At 70.2% G+C, this 17,180-nt stretch carries 14 protein-coding genes; 12 read left to right on the top strand and 2 right to left on the bottom strand.

Features of this window, described 5'->3' with window-relative positions:
• The first annotated feature begins 66 nt into the window (after nucleotides 1-66).
• The 3 genes from A6A25_RS20910 (at nucleotide 67) to A6A25_RS20900 (ending at nucleotide 2,936) form a co-directional block, all read left to right on the top strand.
• On the top strand, nucleotides 67-282 hold the full coding sequence (locus A6A25_RS20910) for a DUF2945 domain-containing protein (protein WP_073892472.1): 216 nt from the start codon (nucleotides 67-69) through the stop codon (nucleotides 280-282).
• Nucleotides 279-587, top strand: coding sequence for a DUF3140 domain-containing protein (locus A6A25_RS20905; protein WP_073892470.1), 309 nt, complete (start codon nucleotides 279-281; stop codon nucleotides 585-587). The genes A6A25_RS20910 and A6A25_RS20905 overlap by 4 nt, the downstream gene beginning before the upstream one ends.
• A gap of 144 nt (nucleotides 588-731) precedes the next feature.
• Nucleotides 732-2,936 carry an alpha-glucosidase gene (locus A6A25_RS20900; protein WP_158073775.1) on the top strand — a complete coding sequence of 735 codons (2,205 nt, stop codon included), beginning with the start codon at nucleotides 732-734 and terminating at the stop codon, nucleotides 2,934-2,936.
• A gap of 8 nt (nucleotides 2,937-2,944) precedes the next feature.
• Here A6A25_RS20900 and A6A25_RS20895 read toward each other — a convergent pair whose 3' ends face one another.
• The gene (locus tag A6A25_RS20895; RefSeq protein WP_241828821.1) at nucleotides 2,945-3,979 is read right to left on the bottom strand and encodes a LacI family DNA-binding transcriptional regulator; all 1,035 of its coding nucleotides are present in this window, start codon (nucleotides 3,977-3,979) and stop codon (nucleotides 2,945-2,947) included.
• Nucleotides 3,980-4,145: 166 nt separating this feature from the next.
• Between A6A25_RS20895 and A6A25_RS20890 the strand changes: the two genes are divergently transcribed.
• The 5 genes from A6A25_RS20890 to A6A25_RS20870 all read left to right on the top strand — a co-directional run bounded on the left by A6A25_RS20890 (nucleotide 4,146) and on the right by A6A25_RS20870 (nucleotide 11,356).
• Nucleotides 4,146-5,432, top strand: coding sequence for an ABC transporter substrate-binding protein (locus A6A25_RS20890; protein WP_073892466.1), 1,287 nt, complete (start codon nucleotides 4,146-4,148; stop codon nucleotides 5,430-5,432).
• Between the two features lie 82 nt (nucleotides 5,433-5,514).
• A complete protein-coding gene (locus tag A6A25_RS20885) occupies nucleotides 5,515-6,462 on the top strand; it encodes a carbohydrate ABC transporter permease (protein WP_073892464.1) in 948 nt (315 codons plus the stop codon).
• A 1-nt stretch (nucleotide 6,463) separates the two neighbouring features.
• On the top strand, nucleotides 6,464-7,306 hold the full coding sequence (locus A6A25_RS20880; RefSeq protein WP_073892462.1) for a carbohydrate ABC transporter permease: 843 nt from the start codon (nucleotides 6,464-6,466) through the stop codon (nucleotides 7,304-7,306).
• Nucleotides 7,303-8,907, top strand: a complete 1,605-nt coding sequence (locus A6A25_RS20875) for a glycoside hydrolase family 43 protein (protein WP_073892461.1) — start codon at nucleotides 7,303-7,305, stop codon at nucleotides 8,905-8,907. Before A6A25_RS20880 ends, A6A25_RS20875 begins: the two co-directional genes overlap by 4 nt.
• A 25-nt stretch (nucleotides 8,908-8,932) precedes the next feature.
• Nucleotides 8,933-11,356 carry a hypothetical protein gene (locus tag A6A25_RS20870; protein WP_143193307.1) on the top strand — a complete coding sequence of 808 codons (2,424 nt, stop codon included), beginning with the start codon at nucleotides 8,933-8,935 and terminating at the stop codon, nucleotides 11,354-11,356.
• 180 nt (nucleotides 11,357-11,536) lie between these two features.
• On the opposite strand, the gene A6A25_RS20865 is transcribed toward A6A25_RS20870, so the two are convergent.
• On the bottom strand, nucleotides 11,537-12,532 hold the full coding sequence (locus A6A25_RS20865; protein WP_073892457.1) for a LacI family DNA-binding transcriptional regulator: 996 nt from the start codon (nucleotides 12,530-12,532) through the stop codon (nucleotides 11,537-11,539).
• 140 nt (nucleotides 12,533-12,672) lie between these two features.
• Here A6A25_RS20865 and A6A25_RS20860 point away from each other — a divergent pair, with 140 nt between their 5' ends.
• From A6A25_RS20860 to A6A25_RS20845, 4 genes are read left to right on the top strand one after another with little or no spacing between them, the layout of a single operon-like run.
• Nucleotides 12,673-13,731 (top strand): ABC transporter substrate-binding protein, encoded by a 1,059-nt coding sequence (locus A6A25_RS20860; protein ID WP_073892456.1) that lies wholly within the window; start codon nucleotides 12,673-12,675, stop codon nucleotides 13,729-13,731.
• Nucleotides 13,731-15,245, top strand: coding sequence for a sugar ABC transporter ATP-binding protein (locus A6A25_RS20855; RefSeq protein ID WP_073892454.1), 1,515 nt, complete (start codon nucleotides 13,731-13,733; stop codon nucleotides 15,243-15,245). Before A6A25_RS20860 ends, A6A25_RS20855 begins: the two co-directional genes overlap by 1 nt.
• A complete protein-coding gene (locus A6A25_RS20850; protein WP_073892453.1) occupies nucleotides 15,242-16,201 on the top strand; it encodes an ABC transporter permease in 960 nt (319 codons plus the stop codon). The genes A6A25_RS20855 and A6A25_RS20850 overlap by 4 nt, the downstream gene beginning before the upstream one ends.
• Complete coding sequence (locus tag A6A25_RS20845; protein WP_073892451.1) at nucleotides 16,198-17,172, top strand: ABC transporter permease; 975 nt, start codon at nucleotides 16,198-16,200, stop codon at nucleotides 17,170-17,172. Before A6A25_RS20850 ends, A6A25_RS20845 begins: the two co-directional genes overlap by 4 nt.
• Nucleotides 17,173-17,180: the final 8 nt, after the last annotated feature.

The following is a 17,180-nucleotide window of genomic DNA, read 5'->3' as shown; positions in this document are numbered from 1 at the left end:
GCGTCCCGCGCTTGGTCGGCACGTGACCGTCATGCGGGGCCCGGTGTCGCGGCACAGACTTCGGTCATGGGTGAGAAGGAGTTCCGCAAGGGTGACGAGGTCACCTGGTCCAGTCACGGGCAGACGGTGCACGGCGAGGTGGTCGAGGAGATCACGGAGGACACCGAGGCGGCCGGCAGGCAGGTGCGGGCGTCGGAGGACGATCCGCAGTACCGGGTGCGCAGCGACAAGAGCGGCAAGGACGCGGTGCACAAGCCGACCGCGCTGGAGGACGACTCGTGAGCGGCGGGTTCGACGAGGCCGTGAACATGACGGCGGCGGAGTTGGAGCGGTGGCTCAAGACCGACGAGTCGAAGTCGGTCGGGCAGTCCGACGGTGGTGAGTCGGTCGGGCACGAGTCCGGCAGGCAAATCGTGAAGTTGCTGCGGACCAAGAAGGGCGAGTTGACCGAGGACGACCACGCGCACATGCGCAAGGTCGTCGGGTACGTCCACCGGCACCTCGCCCAGCGCCCGGACGGGGATGTCGAGCACACGAGGTGGCGCTACTCGCTGATGAACTGGGGACACGATCCGCTCAAGGATTGACCACCGCGCCAGCAGGACGACGGCGTGGCGGACGACGTGACGGGCGACGACCGGCCTGCCTGGTGGATGAGCCTGAGGCGAGCGGTCGTGAGCGCGGTCGGCTCAGGCGTGTGACGTTGATACGTGGTATGTAACACTGCACCGGTGTCGGATGCGCGCAAGATTTCCCGGCGGGTTCTCCTGACCGCCGGTGCGGTAGCCGTGGTCGCCGGCGGGCTGGGGTGGGGATGGTCGATCGGCGACCGCTACGCGCCGCCCCGCCCGCTGCCCGCACCCGGCCCCCTGCGAGGCTCCGCGCTCGACCAGGTGGTCGGCGGGTATCGGCTGCGGATCGGTCCCCGGCAGTGGCAGGTCACCTCGCCCGGCGGTGTCGTGGTGTGGGACGTGCCGCACGCGCCGGTCACCGCATTGGTAGGCGGGGTGGAGTGGCAGGAGCGGGTCGGGCACTTCACCCCTGATCAGTCGGTGGTGGCGATGTCCGCGGACTTCACCGTCACGCGGGTAGAGGCGGCGGGGAACGAGGTCGTGGTCACCGGGGTCGTGGTGGTCCGGACGCGTTCGCTGCACGGCGCCGTGCGGCTGCGCGCGGTCGACGCGGAGCGGCTGGCGGTCGAGGTGGACTTCCCCGGCGCGGACGCGGTCGTGCTGCGGTTCGACAGGTCGGGAGAGGGCGTGCGCGGTCTTGGCGTGCAGTGCGCGCCGTTCGACCACTCCGGGCGGTTCGTGCCGGTAGTGACCCGCGAGCAGGGCATCGGGCGCGGAGGGCAGCCGCTGACCTGGCTGGCCGAGGCGACTCAGGGCGCCGGCGGGGACCGGTTCGCCGCCTACGCGCCGGTGCCGTTCGCGCTGGTCGGTCAGGGTCGTGCGATCGGGTCGGAGACCACGGACTACACCACCTGGGACGCCCGGGACGACGCCCGGCTGGACGTGACGGCGTGGTCGGAACGCGTCGAGGTGACGGTCTACAGCGGGACGGGTGCGGCCGAGGTGGTGTCGGCGCGCACCGGGGACACCGGCAGGCCGCCGGTGCCGCCGCGGTGGGCGCTGGAGGGAGCGATTGTCGGGCTGCAAGGCGGCAGCGCGGAGGTGCGGCGCAAGCTCGGCGTCGTGCGCGCGGCGGGCGCGCCGGTGTCGGCTGTGTGGTTGCAGGACTGGGTCGGGCAGCGCACCACGTCGTTCGGCGAGCGCTTGTGGTGGACGTGGGAGGTCGACCGCGACCGCTACCCGGACTGGGACGACCTGGTCGCCGAACTGGCCGACGAGGGCGTGCGGGTGCTGACCTACGTCAACCCGTTCCTCGTCACGGGCAAACCCGGGGTGCGGCGCGACCTGTACGCGGAGGCCGAGCGGCTGGGACACCTGGTGCGCCACCCCGACGGGGGCGCCTACCTGCTCGGCCAGGGCGAGTTCACGGCGGCGCTGGTCGACCTGTCCGACCCGGGCGCCCGGGAGTGGTTCACCGACGTCATCGCGCGGCAGGTGGCGGGCGCGGGCGCGTCGGGGTGGATGGCCGACTTCGGGGAAGGGCTGCCGTTCGACGCGGTGATCGCGGGCGGTGACGCGGCGGCGTGGCACAACCGGTGGCCCGACCTGTGGGCCAGGGTCAACCGGGACGCCCGGGAACGCGCCGGAGTGCCCGACGCGGTGGTGTTCCACCGCTCGGCCGGACCGCTGTCGCCGGGGCTGGCGCCGATGCTGTGGGCCGGTGACCAGACCACCACGTTCGACGGGCACGACGGGCTGCGCTCGGCGCTGCACGGGATGCTCGCCGCCGGTGCGTCGGGGTTCCCGCTGATCCACTCCGACACCGGCGGCTACACCGGCTTGGACCGGCCCGTGGTCGGGGTCAGCCGCTCGCCGGAACTGCTCGCGCGGTGGGCCGAGCTGTCGGCGTGGGGCGCGGTGCTGCGCACCCACGAGGGCAACCGGCCTGCCGAGTCCGCCCAAGTGCACCAGGTCGAGCACGCCGCCGCGTTCGCCGCGCAGGCCCGGGTGTTCGCCGCGCTGGTCGACTACCGGATCGCGGCTGTCGAGCACGCGTGCACCACCGGTGTGCCGGTGCTGAGGCACGGGTTCCTGCTGGATATGCCGACCACGGACGACCAGTACTTCTTCGGCGAGTCGTTCCTGGTGGCCCCGGTGCTCGACGAAGGCGCGACCACCGTCCGCGCGCTGTTGCCGCCGGGTCGGTGGGTGCACCTGTGGACGGGGGAGGAGCACGGCGACCCGGCCGCGGCGGTGGAGGTCACCGTCCCGGCTCCGCTGGGGCGGCCCGGTGTGTTCCACCGGGTCGAGGACGCCGTCGCGGCACGTCACGCCGTCGCCGTCCGGGCCGCTTCGGGTGCTTGAGCCCGCGCTCAACTCTTCCGCGTCGGAGCCGTGCTGCCGCGCACCACGAGGTTGGTGGCGAGTTCGGCGCGCGGTGCGGTGAGCTTCTCGCCGCGGATCAGGGAGATCAGCATGCGGGTGGCCATGGCCCCCATGTCGCGCAGCGGTTGGCGGACGGTGGTCAGCGGTGGCGCGGTCCACGGGGCGAAGGGCAGGTCGTCGAAGCCGACCACGCTGACGTCGTCGGGCACGCGCAGGTGGTGTTCGTGCAGGGCCTGGTAGGCGCCGAGGGCCTGGAGGTCGCTGCCGGCGAAGATGCCGGTCGGCGGCGTGGGCAGGTCCAGCAGCGCCTTCGTCTGGCGGTAGCCCTGTTCGTGGCGGAAGTCGCCGTAGCGGACCAGGCGTGGGTCGTGCGGTATCCCGGCGACCTCCAGGGCATCGCGGTAGCCGGCGACGCGGGCTTTCGTGCACATCATCTGCTCCGGGCCGCCGATCACCGCGATCCGGCGGTGCCCCAGGGAGATCAGGTGCTGCACGGCGGAGTAGCCGCCGTGCCAGTTGGTGGCGCCGACCGAGTGCGCGGTGGGGTCCTGCCGGCCCAGCGCGTCCACGATCACGAACGGGATCGACAGCCGGTGCAGCTCGCTGCGCTGCCGGGCGCTCAGGTCGGCCAGCACCAGGATGACGCCGCGCGTGCCGCGGGTGGTCAGCGATTCGAGCCAGCCCTTGCCCGGTGTCGGGGCGGCGTGCACGGCGGTCAGCACGAGGTGCATGCCGTGTTCGCGGGCGACCTCCTCAGTGCCGGTGAGGATCTCGGTGGCCCAGGAGCTGTCCAGCTCGTTGATCACCAGGTCGAGCAGGGCGGCGCGGCTGCGACGTGGTTTCGGCGCGGCTTTGCGCGGGCGTTCGTAGCCCTGCTGGGCCACGATCCGCTCGACCTGCTCACGGGTGCGCGCGGCCACGTCCCGGTGGCCGTTGAGGACCTTCGACACCGTCGGGACCGACACGCCCGCCAGCTCGGCGATGCGCGCCAGGGTGGGCTTGCCAGCCTGTTCCGTGGTCACCACACGACCTTAACTTTCCGGTCAAGCACGAACTTTCGTACCTGCTGATCTGCGATTTTTCGGTCTCGTGCCGAAAACTGCCAATGTTTCGTAGTCGAAACCTTGTCGTTTCCGGACGGCTGTTCCTAGCGTGACGCCGCACACAGCAACGCCGGAGGAACTGATCATGGGTCAACGCAGACACCGCTTCGCCGTCGCCGCCGCGACGGCGCTGCTCGCCTTCACCGCCGCGTGCGGTACCGCCGCCGAGGAGAGCGGCGGCCCGGTGGAGCTGACGTTCTGGACCTTCCTGGACAACAGCGCCGAGGTCGAGATCTGGAACAGCAAGAACCCCGATACCAAGGTCAAGGCCGAGAAGGTGCCGGCGCAGGACTACTACGCCAAGCTCCAGGCCGCGGTGAAGGCCGGGAACGCGCCGGACGTCGCGCTGGTCGAGTACCAGTTCGTGCCGTCGATGATCGCCTGCGACTGCCTGGCCGACCTCACCGGCAAGGTGGGCGCCAACCTCCAGGAACGGTTCCCGGAGTGGGTCTGGAACCAGGTCAACCAGCAGGGCAAGCTCTACGGCGTCCCGCAGGACATCGCGCCGATGGGCCTGTTCTACCGCACCGACGTGTTCTCCCAGTACGGCCTGACCGTGCCGAAGACGTGGGACGAGTACGCCGCGCAGGCCGAGAAGCTGCACACCGCCGACCCGTCGAAGTACCTGGCCACGTTCGCCACGAACGAGGCCGGGCAGTGGGCGGGCCTGGCGTGGCAGGCGGGCGCGCGGTGGTTCGGCACCGAAGGTGACCAGTGGACGGTGTCGATGAACCCGCCGCAGTCCCAGCGCGTCGCCGACCTCTGGCAGGACCTGATCAGCCGGAAGCTGGTCAAGGCCGAGCCAGACTTCAGCACCGGCTGGGTGTCGGACCTGACCAGCGGCACCGTCGCCTCGTGGGTCGCGCCCGTGTGGGCCGGCTCGTACCTCAAGGGGAGCATGGCGGCCAGCGCCGGCAAGTGGGCCGTCGCGCCCATGCCGCAGTGGGACCCGGCCAAGCCGCAGGTCGGCAACTGGGGCGGCTCCTCGATCTCGGTGACCAGCAGCAGCGAGCACGTCGACCAGGCCGCGAAGTTCGTCGAGTGGCTCAACACCGACCAGCAGTCGCTGAACTCGCTGATCACCAAGTCCTCGATCTTCCCGGCCGACAAGTCCGGCCTGCTCGACCCGTCGTTCGCCAAGCCGCAGGAGTTCTACGGCGGCCAGAAGATCTACGAGGTGTTCAGCGAGGCCGCGAAGCAGGTCGACCCGAACTTCACCTGGGGTCCGACGATGACCAGCGCGTTCCCCGCCTTCACCGACGAGTTCGGCAAGGTCGCCAACGGCGAGCAGACCGTGTCGCAGGCGCTGGACGCCCTCCAGCGGCGCACCGTCGAGGACATGGGCAAGCAGGGCTTCTCCGTCCGGAACTGAACGCGCCGCACCCCAGCCTCCGCCCGGCGTCGCCGGCGTCCTCCGCGGCGCCGGGCGGAACCCCAGCCCGAAAGGCCACTCCTTGACCACGCTCGCCCCACCGCGGGCGGACCGGCCGACCAGGCCGCCGACCGCCGCCGCACCGAGGCGCCGACGACGCAGCGTCGCGCCACTGCTGTTCCTGCTGCCCTTCGCGCTGTGCTTCACCGCGTTCTTCCTCGTCCCCATCGGCGTGGCGGTCTGGCAGAGCCTGTTCCAACCGCGCCGCAGCGGGTTGCTGGGCAAGACCACCGAGGTGTTCGTCGGGGCGGCCAACTACCTCGACGTGCTCGCCGACCCGAAGTTCCACGAAGGACTGCTGCGGGTCTTGGCGTACGCGGTGCTGACCATCCCGCTGATCATGGTCGTGGCCACGGTGCTGGCGCTGCTGCTGGACTCGGCGCTGGTGCGGGCGCGCAAGGTGTTCCGGCTGCTGGTGTTCCTGCCCTACGCGGTGCCCGCGGTGATCGCGACCCTGCTGTGGGGGTTCTTCTACCAGCCGCAGTTCAGCCCGATCGTCCGGACCTTCGACGCGCTCGACTGGAGCAGCCCCGACTTCCTCAACGGCACGGCCGTGTTGCTGTCGATGACCAACATCGCCGCCTGGGAGTGGATCGGCTACAACATGATCATCGTGCTGGCCGCGCTCCAGGCGATCCCGACCAGCGTGCACGAGGCCGCCAAGCTCGACGGGTGCGGCGAGCTGGCCGTCGCGGTGCGGGTGAAGCTGCCGATGGTCCTGCCCGCGATCGGGTTGAGCCTGCTGTTCTCGCTGATCGGCGCGTTCCAGTTCTTCAACGAGCCGGCCATCCTCAAGCCGCTGTCGGCGACGATCACCAGCTACTACACCCCGAACGTCTACGCCTACCAGAAGGCGTTCGCCGAGGGGCAGTCCGGCTACGCGGGCGCGATCGCCGTGACGCTGGCCGTGGTGACGTTCCTGTTCAGCCTGTACTTCCTGCGGCTGGGCCGCAGGCGCGGGGTGATCTGACATGACCAGGTTCAAGACCCTGCCCGCGCACGTCGTGCTCGTCGCGGCGTCGGCCTACTTCGTGCTGCCCCTGCTGTGGCTGGCGATCTCGGCGACCAAGGGCCGCGACGAGCTGTTCACCACGTTCGGCTTCGCCCTGCCGGAGAACTTCGCCCTGCTGGACAACATCCGCCAGACCCTGTCCTACGAGGACGGCATCTACCTGCGCTGGACGGCCAACACCCTGCTGTACGCGGGCGGGGGAGCGCTGGGCGCGACCGCGCTGGCCGCGATGGCGGGCTACGCCCTGGCGAAGTACTCGTTCCGGGGTTCGGGCGCGATCTCGTGGGTGATCATCGGCGCCGTGCTGGTGCCGGTCACCGCGTTGGCGTTGCCGCTGTACTTCCTGATGTCCGCGGTCGGGTTGCAGAACACACCATGGGCGGTGCTGCTGCCCAGCCTGGTCTCGCCGATGGGCGTGTACCTGTGCCGCCTCTACGCGATTTCGTCGGTGCCCGACGAGGTGCTGGAGGCCGCGCGCATGGACGGCGCGTCGGAATGGCGGGTGTTCCGCGCGGTCGTGCTGCGGATCATGTCGCCGATCCTGGTGACGGTGTTCCTGTTCCAGTTCGTGGCGATCTGGAACAACTTCTTCCTGCCGCTGGTCATGCTCAACTCGCGCGAGCTGTTCCCCCTCACCCTCGGGTTGCAGGACTGGAACACCCAACCGCAGGTCGGCAACCAGGTCATCTTCAACCTCGTGGTGACCGGCGCGTTCCTCGCGGTCGTGCCGCTGGTGGTCTGCTTCCTGCTGCTGCAACGGCACTGGCGGCAGGGCTTGGCCCAGGGGAGCGTGGTCGCGTGACCGCCACCGCCCGCACGGGCCTGCGCGTGGCGCACAACCCCGTGCTGCCCGGCTTCCACCCCGACCCGTCGATCATCCGCGTGGACAGCGCGTTCGTGGTCGCCACCTCCACCTTCCAGTGGTTCCCCGGCGTGGCTCTGCACCGCAGCACCGACCTCGTCACGTGGGAACGCCTGCCGCACCCGCTGACCCGGCACGCGCAGCTCGACCTGCGAGGCGTCCCCGACTCCGGTGGCGTGTGGGCGCCCTGCCTGTCGCATGTGGACGGCGTTTTCCACCTCGTCTACACCAACGTGCTGGGCTACAACGTCGACGGCTTCTACGACACCCCGAACTTCCACGCGCAGGCACCGTCGGTGTTCGGCCCGTGGTCCGACCCGGTGCCGCTGCACTCGCGCGGCTTCGACCCGTCGCTGTTCCACCACGACGGGCGGTCCTGGCTGCTGTCGATGCAGTGGGACCACCGGCCGGGGCGGCAGCGGTTCGCGGGCATCCTGCTCCAGGAGTTCGACCGCGACACCCGAACCCTGCTCGGCGAACCGGAACTGATCTTCACCGGCACCGACCTCGGCGTCACCGAGGGCCCACACCTCCATCACCGCGACGGCTGGTTCTACCTGGTCGTCGCCGAGGGCGGCACGAGCTGGAACCACGCCGTCACCGTGGCCCGATCGCGAACCCCGACCGGCCCCTACCAGGCCGACCCGGCCGGGCCGATGCTCACCAGCGCCGGGCAACCCGGGCTGGAGTTGCAGAAGGCGGGGCACGGCAGCCTGGTCGCCGACGAGGACGACCGGTGGTACCTGGCCCACCTGGTCGGCCGTCCGGTCGACGGCGAGGGACACTGCGTGCTGGGCAGGGAGACCGCGATCCAGCGCGTGGAGTGGGTGGACGGCTGGCCCCGCGTGGCAGGGGGAGTGCCCGCCACGTCGGTGACCGTGCCCGACGACTACCCGCAACCGGCGCCGCCCACGCCGGCGAAGCTCGCCGAGCTGGGACCGGAGTGGCAGACCGTGCGCCGCGCGCCCGACCCGTCGTGGCTGTCGGTGTCCGAACGGCCGGGCGCGGTGCGGCTGCGCGCCGACCAGTCACCGGCCAGCCGGCACGACGTCAGCCTGATCGCCCGCCGCCAACAGGCCATGACCACGACGTTCACCGCGACGATCGAGGCCGAGCCGGAGCACTTCCAGCAGATGGCCGGCCTGATCCACTACTACGACTCGGCGCTGTGGCACTGGCTCCAGCTCACCCACGACGACCGGGTCGGCCGCTGCCTGACCCTGCTGTCCTGCGACCACGGCACGCTCACCGACCCGTTGGCGGGCGCGGTCGTGCCCTGGCCGCACGAGGGGCCGGTGCGGCTGCGCGCCGAGGTCGACCACGCCGAGCTGCGGTTCTCCGCCGCCCGGCCCGACGGTCCGTGGCAGCGCGTCGGGCCCGTCCTCGACGCGAGCACCCTGTCCGACGAGCACGCCGCCCGCGCCGCCGTCGCGGGCGGCAACGGCACCGCCGTCGAGGGGTTCACCGGCGCGTTCCTCGGCGTCTGCGCCACCGACCTCACCGGCCGTCGCATGGTCTGCGACGTCTTGGACGCCACCTGAAGCCCTGCAACGAAGGAGAAGGCACATGGGTCAACGACGATCTCTGTTCTCACTGGTGGTGGCCGCGGCGCTGGCCCTCGGCCTGGTGCAGTTCGCACCGGCCGCCGCGGACCCGAACATCCCCGCGAACGAGAAGATCCGGATGTTCGTGGGCCAGGACAGCGACACGCTGTCGGACTACAAGCGGGACGTCCTCAACGGGACCAACACCCCGCAGCCGGGTGGTGTCACCCTCTACACCAACCTGGTGCTGGGCGGCACCCCCGCACCGCTGGCCGGCATGAACGGCCCCGTCAACTGGGGCTCGGGCACCGTCGACTTCAACCGGACGTTGAGCGAGTTCCCCGGCGCGTCGCTGGCAGTCGGCCTCTACCTCTCCGACGCCACGGCGGGCTGCGGCAACCAGCCGCTGCGCGCGATCATCGGCCGCACCGACGCCGACCTCGTGCAGGGCAACCTCGTCGCCCAGTACCGCGCCAAGGTCGACGAGATGATCACCAAGTTCAAGTCGTACAACAGGGAAGTCTTCCTCCGCATCGGGTACGAGTACGACGGTCCGTGGAACTGCTACAACGCCGACTTCTACAAGCAGGCGTTCCGCTACATCAAGGGCCGCATCAACGCCCTGGGCGCCAACAAGATCGCCACCGTGTGGCAGTCGGCCGCGTGGCCGCTCGACGAGCACACCGGCAACCCCGAGTGGGGCTACGTCGTCACCGCGCCCAACCACTTCGACATGTGGTACCCCGGTGACGACGTGGTCGACTGGGTCGGCATGTCCGCCTTCTACGGCAGCACCTACAACCGCTACCAGTGGGCGTGCAAGGCACCGAGCATCAGCCCGCGCGCGTTGCAGGACCGGGTGCTGTCCTTCGCCCGCGGTCACGGCAAGAAGGTGATGATCTCCGAAGCCGCCCCGCAGGGCTTCACCACCGGCTCCAAGACCTCCAGTTGCATCTTCGCCAAGAACCCACAGCCGGTCAGCGGCCAGACCATCGTGGACACCTGGTTCAACGACCTGTTCTCCTACGTCACCGCCAACCGCGACGTCATCCGCGCCGTCGCCTACATCAACACCAACTGGGACGCCCAGACCCAGTGGCAGTGCAACGGCGCTCCCGCCGGCCAACCCGGCTGCGCCAACGGCTACTGGGGCGACTCGCGGGTCCAGGCCGATCCGACGGTGAAGGCCCGCTGGATCGCCGAGCTTCGCAAGGCCCAGTACGTCAACGGCACCGACGGCACCCCGCCGCCGACCACGACCACCACGACCACGACGACGACGCCGCCACCCACATCAGGCAGGCAGTTGTTGGTGGGGCAGAGCAACACCGCCGCGTGGCAGGACCTGACCGGTGCGACCCGCACGGACCCGGCGGGCGGCTCGGTGTACTACGGCGTGCGCGACGGAGGCTTCGCCGGCCAGTCCGGCTCGTCGTCCCACCTGGCCTACGCCGACTTCCTGGCCGCGCGCGGCAAGCAGATCCAGGTCGGCATCAGCTGGAAGGACTACCCGCCCGCCTGGAACGGCGACCCGAACACCCACCTCCAGGCGTCCCGCCAGGCCACCGCGGACATCGCCGCCGGCCGGTACGACAACCAGTTCACCGCGCTGACGAACTACATCAACGCCCACCGCGGCTCGACGTTCCTGCTGCGCCTGGACTACGAGGTCAGCAGCGCGTTCCATTGCGCGAACGGCACGGACTGCATCACGTACCGCAACGCCTTCCGCAAGCTCGTGCAGCTCATCGACTCGCGCACCGGCGGTGGCGCGAACGTCAAGTACGTTTACCACCCGGTGCGCGGCGAGTTCGACAAGCTCTACCCCGGTGACGACGTGGTCGACCAGGTCGGTCTGAGCATCTTCAACCAGGACCTGTGCCAGCCGTTCTGGGAGAACGGCACGCCCTACTGGAACGGTGAGCAGAACACCGCCAACCGCACCTGCCTGGGCTACTACGACGCCATCGTCAACGGCAACCGCAACGCGATCCGCCACGAGTACCCGGTGGACCAGAACGTGCTGCGGATGATGTGGTGGGCCCAGCAGCACGGCAAGAAGATCATCCTCTCCGAGGTCGGCGTGCAGCGCATGAGCGGCTCGCTCGACGGCTCCGGCCGGCAGTCCGACGCCGACTACAAGGCGTTCATCGACCGCCTCGGCACGTTGCTGAACTATCGGGGACCGATCCCCAACGGGGTGATCGACGGACGGCAGACCAGCTTCCTGGGCACCGGCTACGACCTGTCCCAGGTCATCGGGTCGGTGGTCTTCATCGACCTGGACTGGCGGTACGGCTTCGACGGCAAGATCGGCGCCAACCCGCCGTTCGGCTTCCCGTCCACGTCCGGCTGGTTCGTCAACTCCCTGGTCAGCCAGTACCCGCAGGGCAAGGCCGCGTTGTGCGGCGTGCTGGCCAACGGGTTCTCCACCCGCTGCGCCTGACCACCGATGCCGGTCGTCGGACACGGCACGTGTCCGACGACCGGCACCGCACCCAGACCCGTTTCAGCGATCAGGAGGCGGGTTCGGGCGCGCTCCGGGAAGGGCGGGTTCGGCGTGGACGGGACCGGTTGTCCGGCACCGGGCGCACCCGATCGTGAGTGGATCGCACCTGCGACCGGTTCAGCCGCCGGTGCTCTCCCTGATCTCCAGCGTGAACGGCGTCTGCACCCGTTCCGGCGGCAGGTCGGGGGTCTCGACGCGGCGGCGCAGCAGGTCGACGGCCGCCTCGGCGATGGCTGCCTTGTCCGGTGCGACTGTGGTCAGCGAAGGGCGGCCGTAGCTGCCTTCCTCGTTGTTGTCGAAACCGACCACGGCCAGGTCCTCGGGCACGCGCACACCACGTTCGGCCGCCATGCGCAGCGCACCGACGGCGAGGAGGTCATTGAAGCAGAAGACCGCGTCGGGCGGCTCCGGCAGCGCCAAGAGCTCCGCCATAGCCGTCGCCCCGTCCCGGCGGTGGTAGTTCAGGGCGGTCGCCACGAGATCGTCCCGCAGTGGCAATCCGGCGGTGGTCAACGCCGACCGGTAGCCCTCCAGGCGTTGCGCGGCCGTGCCGCGGTGCGGATGTGCGCCGATCGCCGCGATCCGCTTACGTCCCAGCGACACCAAGTGCCGCACCGCGTCCTCGGCGGCGGCGACGTTGTCGATGCCCACGCGGTCGATGGGCAGGTCCACGGTGTGCTCGCCGAGCATCACCACGGGGATGCCGGGCGCGAGCGCGGCGAAGTCGCCTTCCTGCAACGCCTCCGGGCTGACGATCGCGCCGTCGATCAGGTGCGTGCCGAGGGAAGCCAGGGTCGCGCGTTCGCCCTCGCGGGTGCCGAGAGTCTGTTCGATGAGGACATTCCACTCGTGGGCCTGAGCCGCTTGGAGCACCAGCCCGGCCAGTTCGGCGAAGTAGGGGATGCCCAGTTCCGGCAGGACCAGCGCGAGGAAGCCTGTGCGACCTCGCCGCAGGTTGCGCGCACCGAGGTTGGGCCGGTAGCCCGTGGCGAGCAGGGCCTCCTCGACCCGGCGGCGGTTCTCGGCTTTGACGAACTCGTGGCCGTTGACCACGTTGGACACCGTTTTCACCGACACGCCCGCGAGCGCGGCGACGTCTTTGAGCGTGGCCAACCACTGCCTCCATTCGACCAGCGGTGCTGGGGTCGAATGGAGGCTATCTGCCGCGAAGGGTCTTTACAACGTTGTTCCAACGATGTAAAAAATGCCTCGTGACGCGAGTCACGTACACCCGGAGTGATGGAGCAAATCCCATGTCGCAGTTCGTCCGTGCCGGAGCCGCCCTGGCGGTGGCGACCGTCCTGATGACCGCCTGCACCGCCCGTGAACAGCAGACCACCACGGGCAGCAGCGCGGGCCCCGCCGCGTCGGCCGCGGCCACCCCGTCGTCCGGAGCGGGTTGCTCCCGCGAGGCGATCGGCTACCCGAAGATCGACGTCAAGGACGCGGTCATCGGGTTCTCCCAGTCGGAGAAGGAAGCGAACCCGTTCCGCACGGCGGAGACCCAGTCGATCCGGGACGAGGCTGCCAAGCTCGGCGTGCCGGGCGACAAGCTGCTGGTCACCAACGCGCAGAGCGATCTGAACAAGCAGATCAGCGACATCAAGTCGCTGCTGGACCGCGGCGCGCAGCTGCTGGTCGTCGCGCCGCTGAACTCAGACGGCCTCCAGCCCGCCCTCGACGCGGCGAAGGCCAAGAAGGTCCCGGTGATCACGATCGACCGCAAAGTCACCTCGAAGGCTTGTGACGACTACCTGACGTTCATCGGCTCGGACTTCGTCGAGCAGGGCAAGCGCGCCGCCGAGGCCATGGCGAAGGTGACCGGCGGCACGGGCAAGGTCGCCATCCTGCTCGGCTCCTCGGGCAACAACGTCACCACCGACCGCGCGAAGGGTTTCAAGAACAACCTGCCCGCCGGGCTGGAGGTCGTGGCCGAGCAGACCGGCGAGTTCGACCGCTCCAAGGGTCAGGCGGTGATGGAGCAGCTGATCCAGTCGAACCCGGAGATCACCGCCGTGTACGCCCTGAACGACGAGATGGGCATCGGCGCGGTCACCGCGCTGCGCGCCGCGGGCAAGACGCCCGGCAAGGACGTGAAGGTCGTTTCCATCGACGGCACTCGCAACGCGGTGCAGCTCGTGGCCGACGGCGCCTACAACGCCGTGATCGAGTCCAACCCCCGGTTCGGGCCGCTGGCGTTCCAGACGCTGCAGGACTTCGCCGACGGCAAGGCCATCCCGGAGACTGTGATCATCTCCGACGACCAGTACGACGAGTCCAACGCCGCCGCGAAGCTGGGGAACGCGTACTGATGGTGCTCGAAGCCGTCGACGTCACCAAGGAGTTCACGGGCGTGCGCGCCCTGGACCGGGTGTCGTTCAAGCTGGAACCGGGGGAGGTGCACGCCCTGGTCGGCGAGAACGGCGCCGGCAAGTCCACCCTCATCAAGGTGCTCACGGGCGTGCACCTTCCCACCTCCGGCACGCTGCTGCACCGCGGGCGGCCCGTGGAGTTCGCCAGACCCGTGGACGCGCAGCGGGCCGGGATCTCCACCATCTACCAGGAGGTCAACCTCGTCCCGCTGATGAGCGTCGCGGCGAACCTGTTCCTGGGCCGCGAGCCGCGCAGGCGCGGGCTGGTGGACTGGAAGAAGGTCAACGCCGACGCGGCCGACCTGCTGGCCGACTACGGCATCCGCTCGGACGTCCGCCGTCCGCTCGGGACGCTGGGCGTCGGGGCGCAGCAGATGGTCGCGCTGGCGCGGGCCGTGGCGATCGACGCGGACGTGCTGATCATGGACGAGCCGACGTCGTCGCTGGAGCCGCGCGAGGTGGAGACGTTGTTCTCGGTCGTGCGGCGGCTGCACGAGCGCGGCATCGCGATCGTCTACGTCAGCCACCGGATGGACGAGCTGTACCGGATCTGCGACCGGGTCACCGTGCTGCGGGACGGGCGGCGCGTGCACACCGGGCCGTTGGCGGACCTGTCGCGGCTGGAGCTGGTGTCGATGATGCTGGGCCGCAGCGTCGGCGACCTCCGCGCGCACGGCGCCACCGCGTTCGGCGAGGACCACCACGCGGGCCGCGAACCCGTGCTGGAGGCCAAGGGCTTGACCAGCGGGCAGCGGCTGCGCGACGTGTCGGTGTCGATCCGGCCCGGCGAGGTGGTCGGTCTGGCCGGACTGCTCGGCTCGGGCCGTTCGGAGACCGCGCGGGCCATCGTCGGCGCGCTGCCACTGGATTCGGGCACCGTCCTCGTCGGCGGCGTGGAGACCGGCTCGGGGGTCGCGGGCGCGATGCGGGCGGGGATCACCATGCTGGCCGAGGACCGCAAGGCCGAGGGCATCATCCCGAACCTGTCCGTGCGGGAGAACATCGTGCTCGCCGCCCTGCCGAGGCTGTCGCGCTTCGGCGTGGTCAGCCGCGCGAAGCAGGACCGCGTCGTGGACACGTTCATCGAGCGGTTGCGGATCAAGGTGTCGAGTCCTGAGCAGAAGGTCTCCGAGCTGTCCGGCGGCAACCAGCAGAAGGTGCTGCTGGCCCGCTGGTTGTGCACCCAACCGACGGTGCTGCTGCTCGATGAGCCGACGCGGGGCATCGATGTGGGCGCGAAGGCCGAGGTGCAGGCGTTGATCGACGAACTCGCACGGGAGGGGTTGGCCGTGCTGCTGATCTCCTCGGAACTGGAGGAGCTGCTGGCCGGCGCGGACCGGTTGCTGGTGCTCAAGGACGGCGCGGTCGTCGGCGAGCTGGTCGGGGACCAGCTGACCCAGGACAACGTGCTCGCGGCGATCGCCACCGGTGACTCCGAGGTGGAGAAGTCATGACCGCTCTCGCGCTCGACCGGTTCGACCGCCGCCGCACCGCGCGGTGGTTGCAGGAGTACGGCGTCTACGCGGCCGTCGTGGCACTGCTGCTGTTCAACATCGCGTTCACGGCGAACTTCCTCACCGTCGGCAACTTCCGCACCCAGCTCGTCCAGGCCGCGCCGGTGTGCATCGTGGCGCTCGGCATGGCGCTGGTGATCGGCACCGAGGGCGTGGACTTGTCCGTGGGTGCGGTGATGGCGTTGTCCGCCGCGCTCATCCCGCTCTACCTCGGCTACGGCCCGCTGCCCGCGATCGCCATCGCGGTCGTGGCCGGGCTGATCGCGGGCATGTTCAACGGCGTGCTCGTCGCCTACCTCGGCATCCAGCCGATCGTGGCGACGCTGGCGCTGCTCGTCGGCGGGCGCGGGCTCGCGTTGGTCATCGCCAACGGGCAGCTCGTGCAGGTCCACGACCCTACCTTCCTGTGGCTGGGCACGGGCGATGTGCTGGGTGTCCCCGTCAGCGTCCTGATGGCCGGGGTGTTCGCCGTGGTCGTCGCACTGCTGGTCGGCCGGACCACGTTCGGTCGCCACGTCGTGGCGATCGGCGGCAACCGGGCGGCGAGCACGCTGGCCGGTCTGCCGGTCAAGCGCGCGTTGGTGGGCGTGTACGCCATCTGCGCCGTGCTGGCGGCGGTGGCGGGTGTGCTGTCCACCGCGCGGCTGTCGGCGTCGGACCCGGCGGACATGGGGCTGCTCATGGAGCTGTCCGCGATCACCGCTGTGGTCGTCGGCGGCACACCGCTGACCGGCGGGCGCGTCCGCGTCCTGGGCACCGTGATGGGCGCGCTGCTCATGCAGCTCGTGGCCGCCACCCTGATCAAGCACAACCTGCCCTACTCGACCGCGCAGATGGCGCAGGCCGCCATCATCGTCGGCGCGGTCTACCTGGCCCGTGAGCGGAGCAGCCGATGACCGTCGAGACCCGCGTCCGCCGGGCGTCCTGGGTGAGCGTGCTGCAACGGCAGGGCGCCGCCGTGGCGCTGGTGCTGATGGTGCTGGTCGCGTGGACCGCCTTCCCCCGGTTCGGCAGCCCGGACAACTTGCGTGACATAGCGCTGCAGAGCTCGTTCCTGGCCGTGATCGCGCTCGGCATGACATTCGTGATCATCACCGGCGGCATCGACCTGTCCGTCGGGTCGGTCTACGCGCTGGGCGGCGTGCTGGCGGCCTACGGCGCGCAGTGGGGCTTCCTGGTCGCCCTGCTGCTGCCGCTGGTGGTGTGCGGGCTCATCGGGCTGCTCAACGGCCTGCTGGTGGCCAAGACCGGCATGGCGCCGTTCATCGTCACGCTCGCCACCCTCCTGTTCGCCCGCGGCCTGCTGCTGGCGATCACCTCCGAGGGCGCCACCACCTACCGGATCGCGGACGACTCGCCGTTCCTCGAACTGGGCCGCGGCACGGTCTTCGGCTTCGGCTACCCGGTGTTCGTCGCGCTGGCCCTGTGCGTGGCGGGCGGGGTGCTGCTGCGCCGCACGGCGCTCGGCCAGTCGGTGTTCGCGGTGGGCGGCGCGGAACACTCCGCGCTACTCATGGGTTTGCCGGTGGCCCGTACGAAGGTCCTGGTGTACGTGATGTCGGGCGTGCTGTCCGGCCTCGCGGGCGCGATGACCGCCGCCTACCTCCAGTCCGGCGTCACGGTCATCGGCGTCGGACTGGAACTGGACGCCATCGCCGCGGTCGTGATCGGCGGCACCCTGCTGACCGGCGGCCTCGGCACGGTGCTCGGCACCGTGATCGGCGTGGCGCTGCGCACCGTGATCCAGAACGTCATCAACCAGATCGGCACGCTCGACAGCAACGTCCAATCCGTGGTCAGCGGCGCGTTCCTGCTGGTGGTGGTCATCCTCCAGCGCTCGCTGGCCAAGTCGCCCGATCGAAGATGACCGCACGG

Origin of the sequence: Saccharothrix sp. CB00851 (assembly GCF_001905065.1) — a bacterium.
Lineage (GTDB): Bacteria > Actinomycetota > Actinomycetes > Mycobacteriales > Pseudonocardiaceae > Actinosynnema.
Note: the sequence above shows the minus strand (reverse complement) of the source record. Positions and strands in the feature narration are given on the sequence as shown.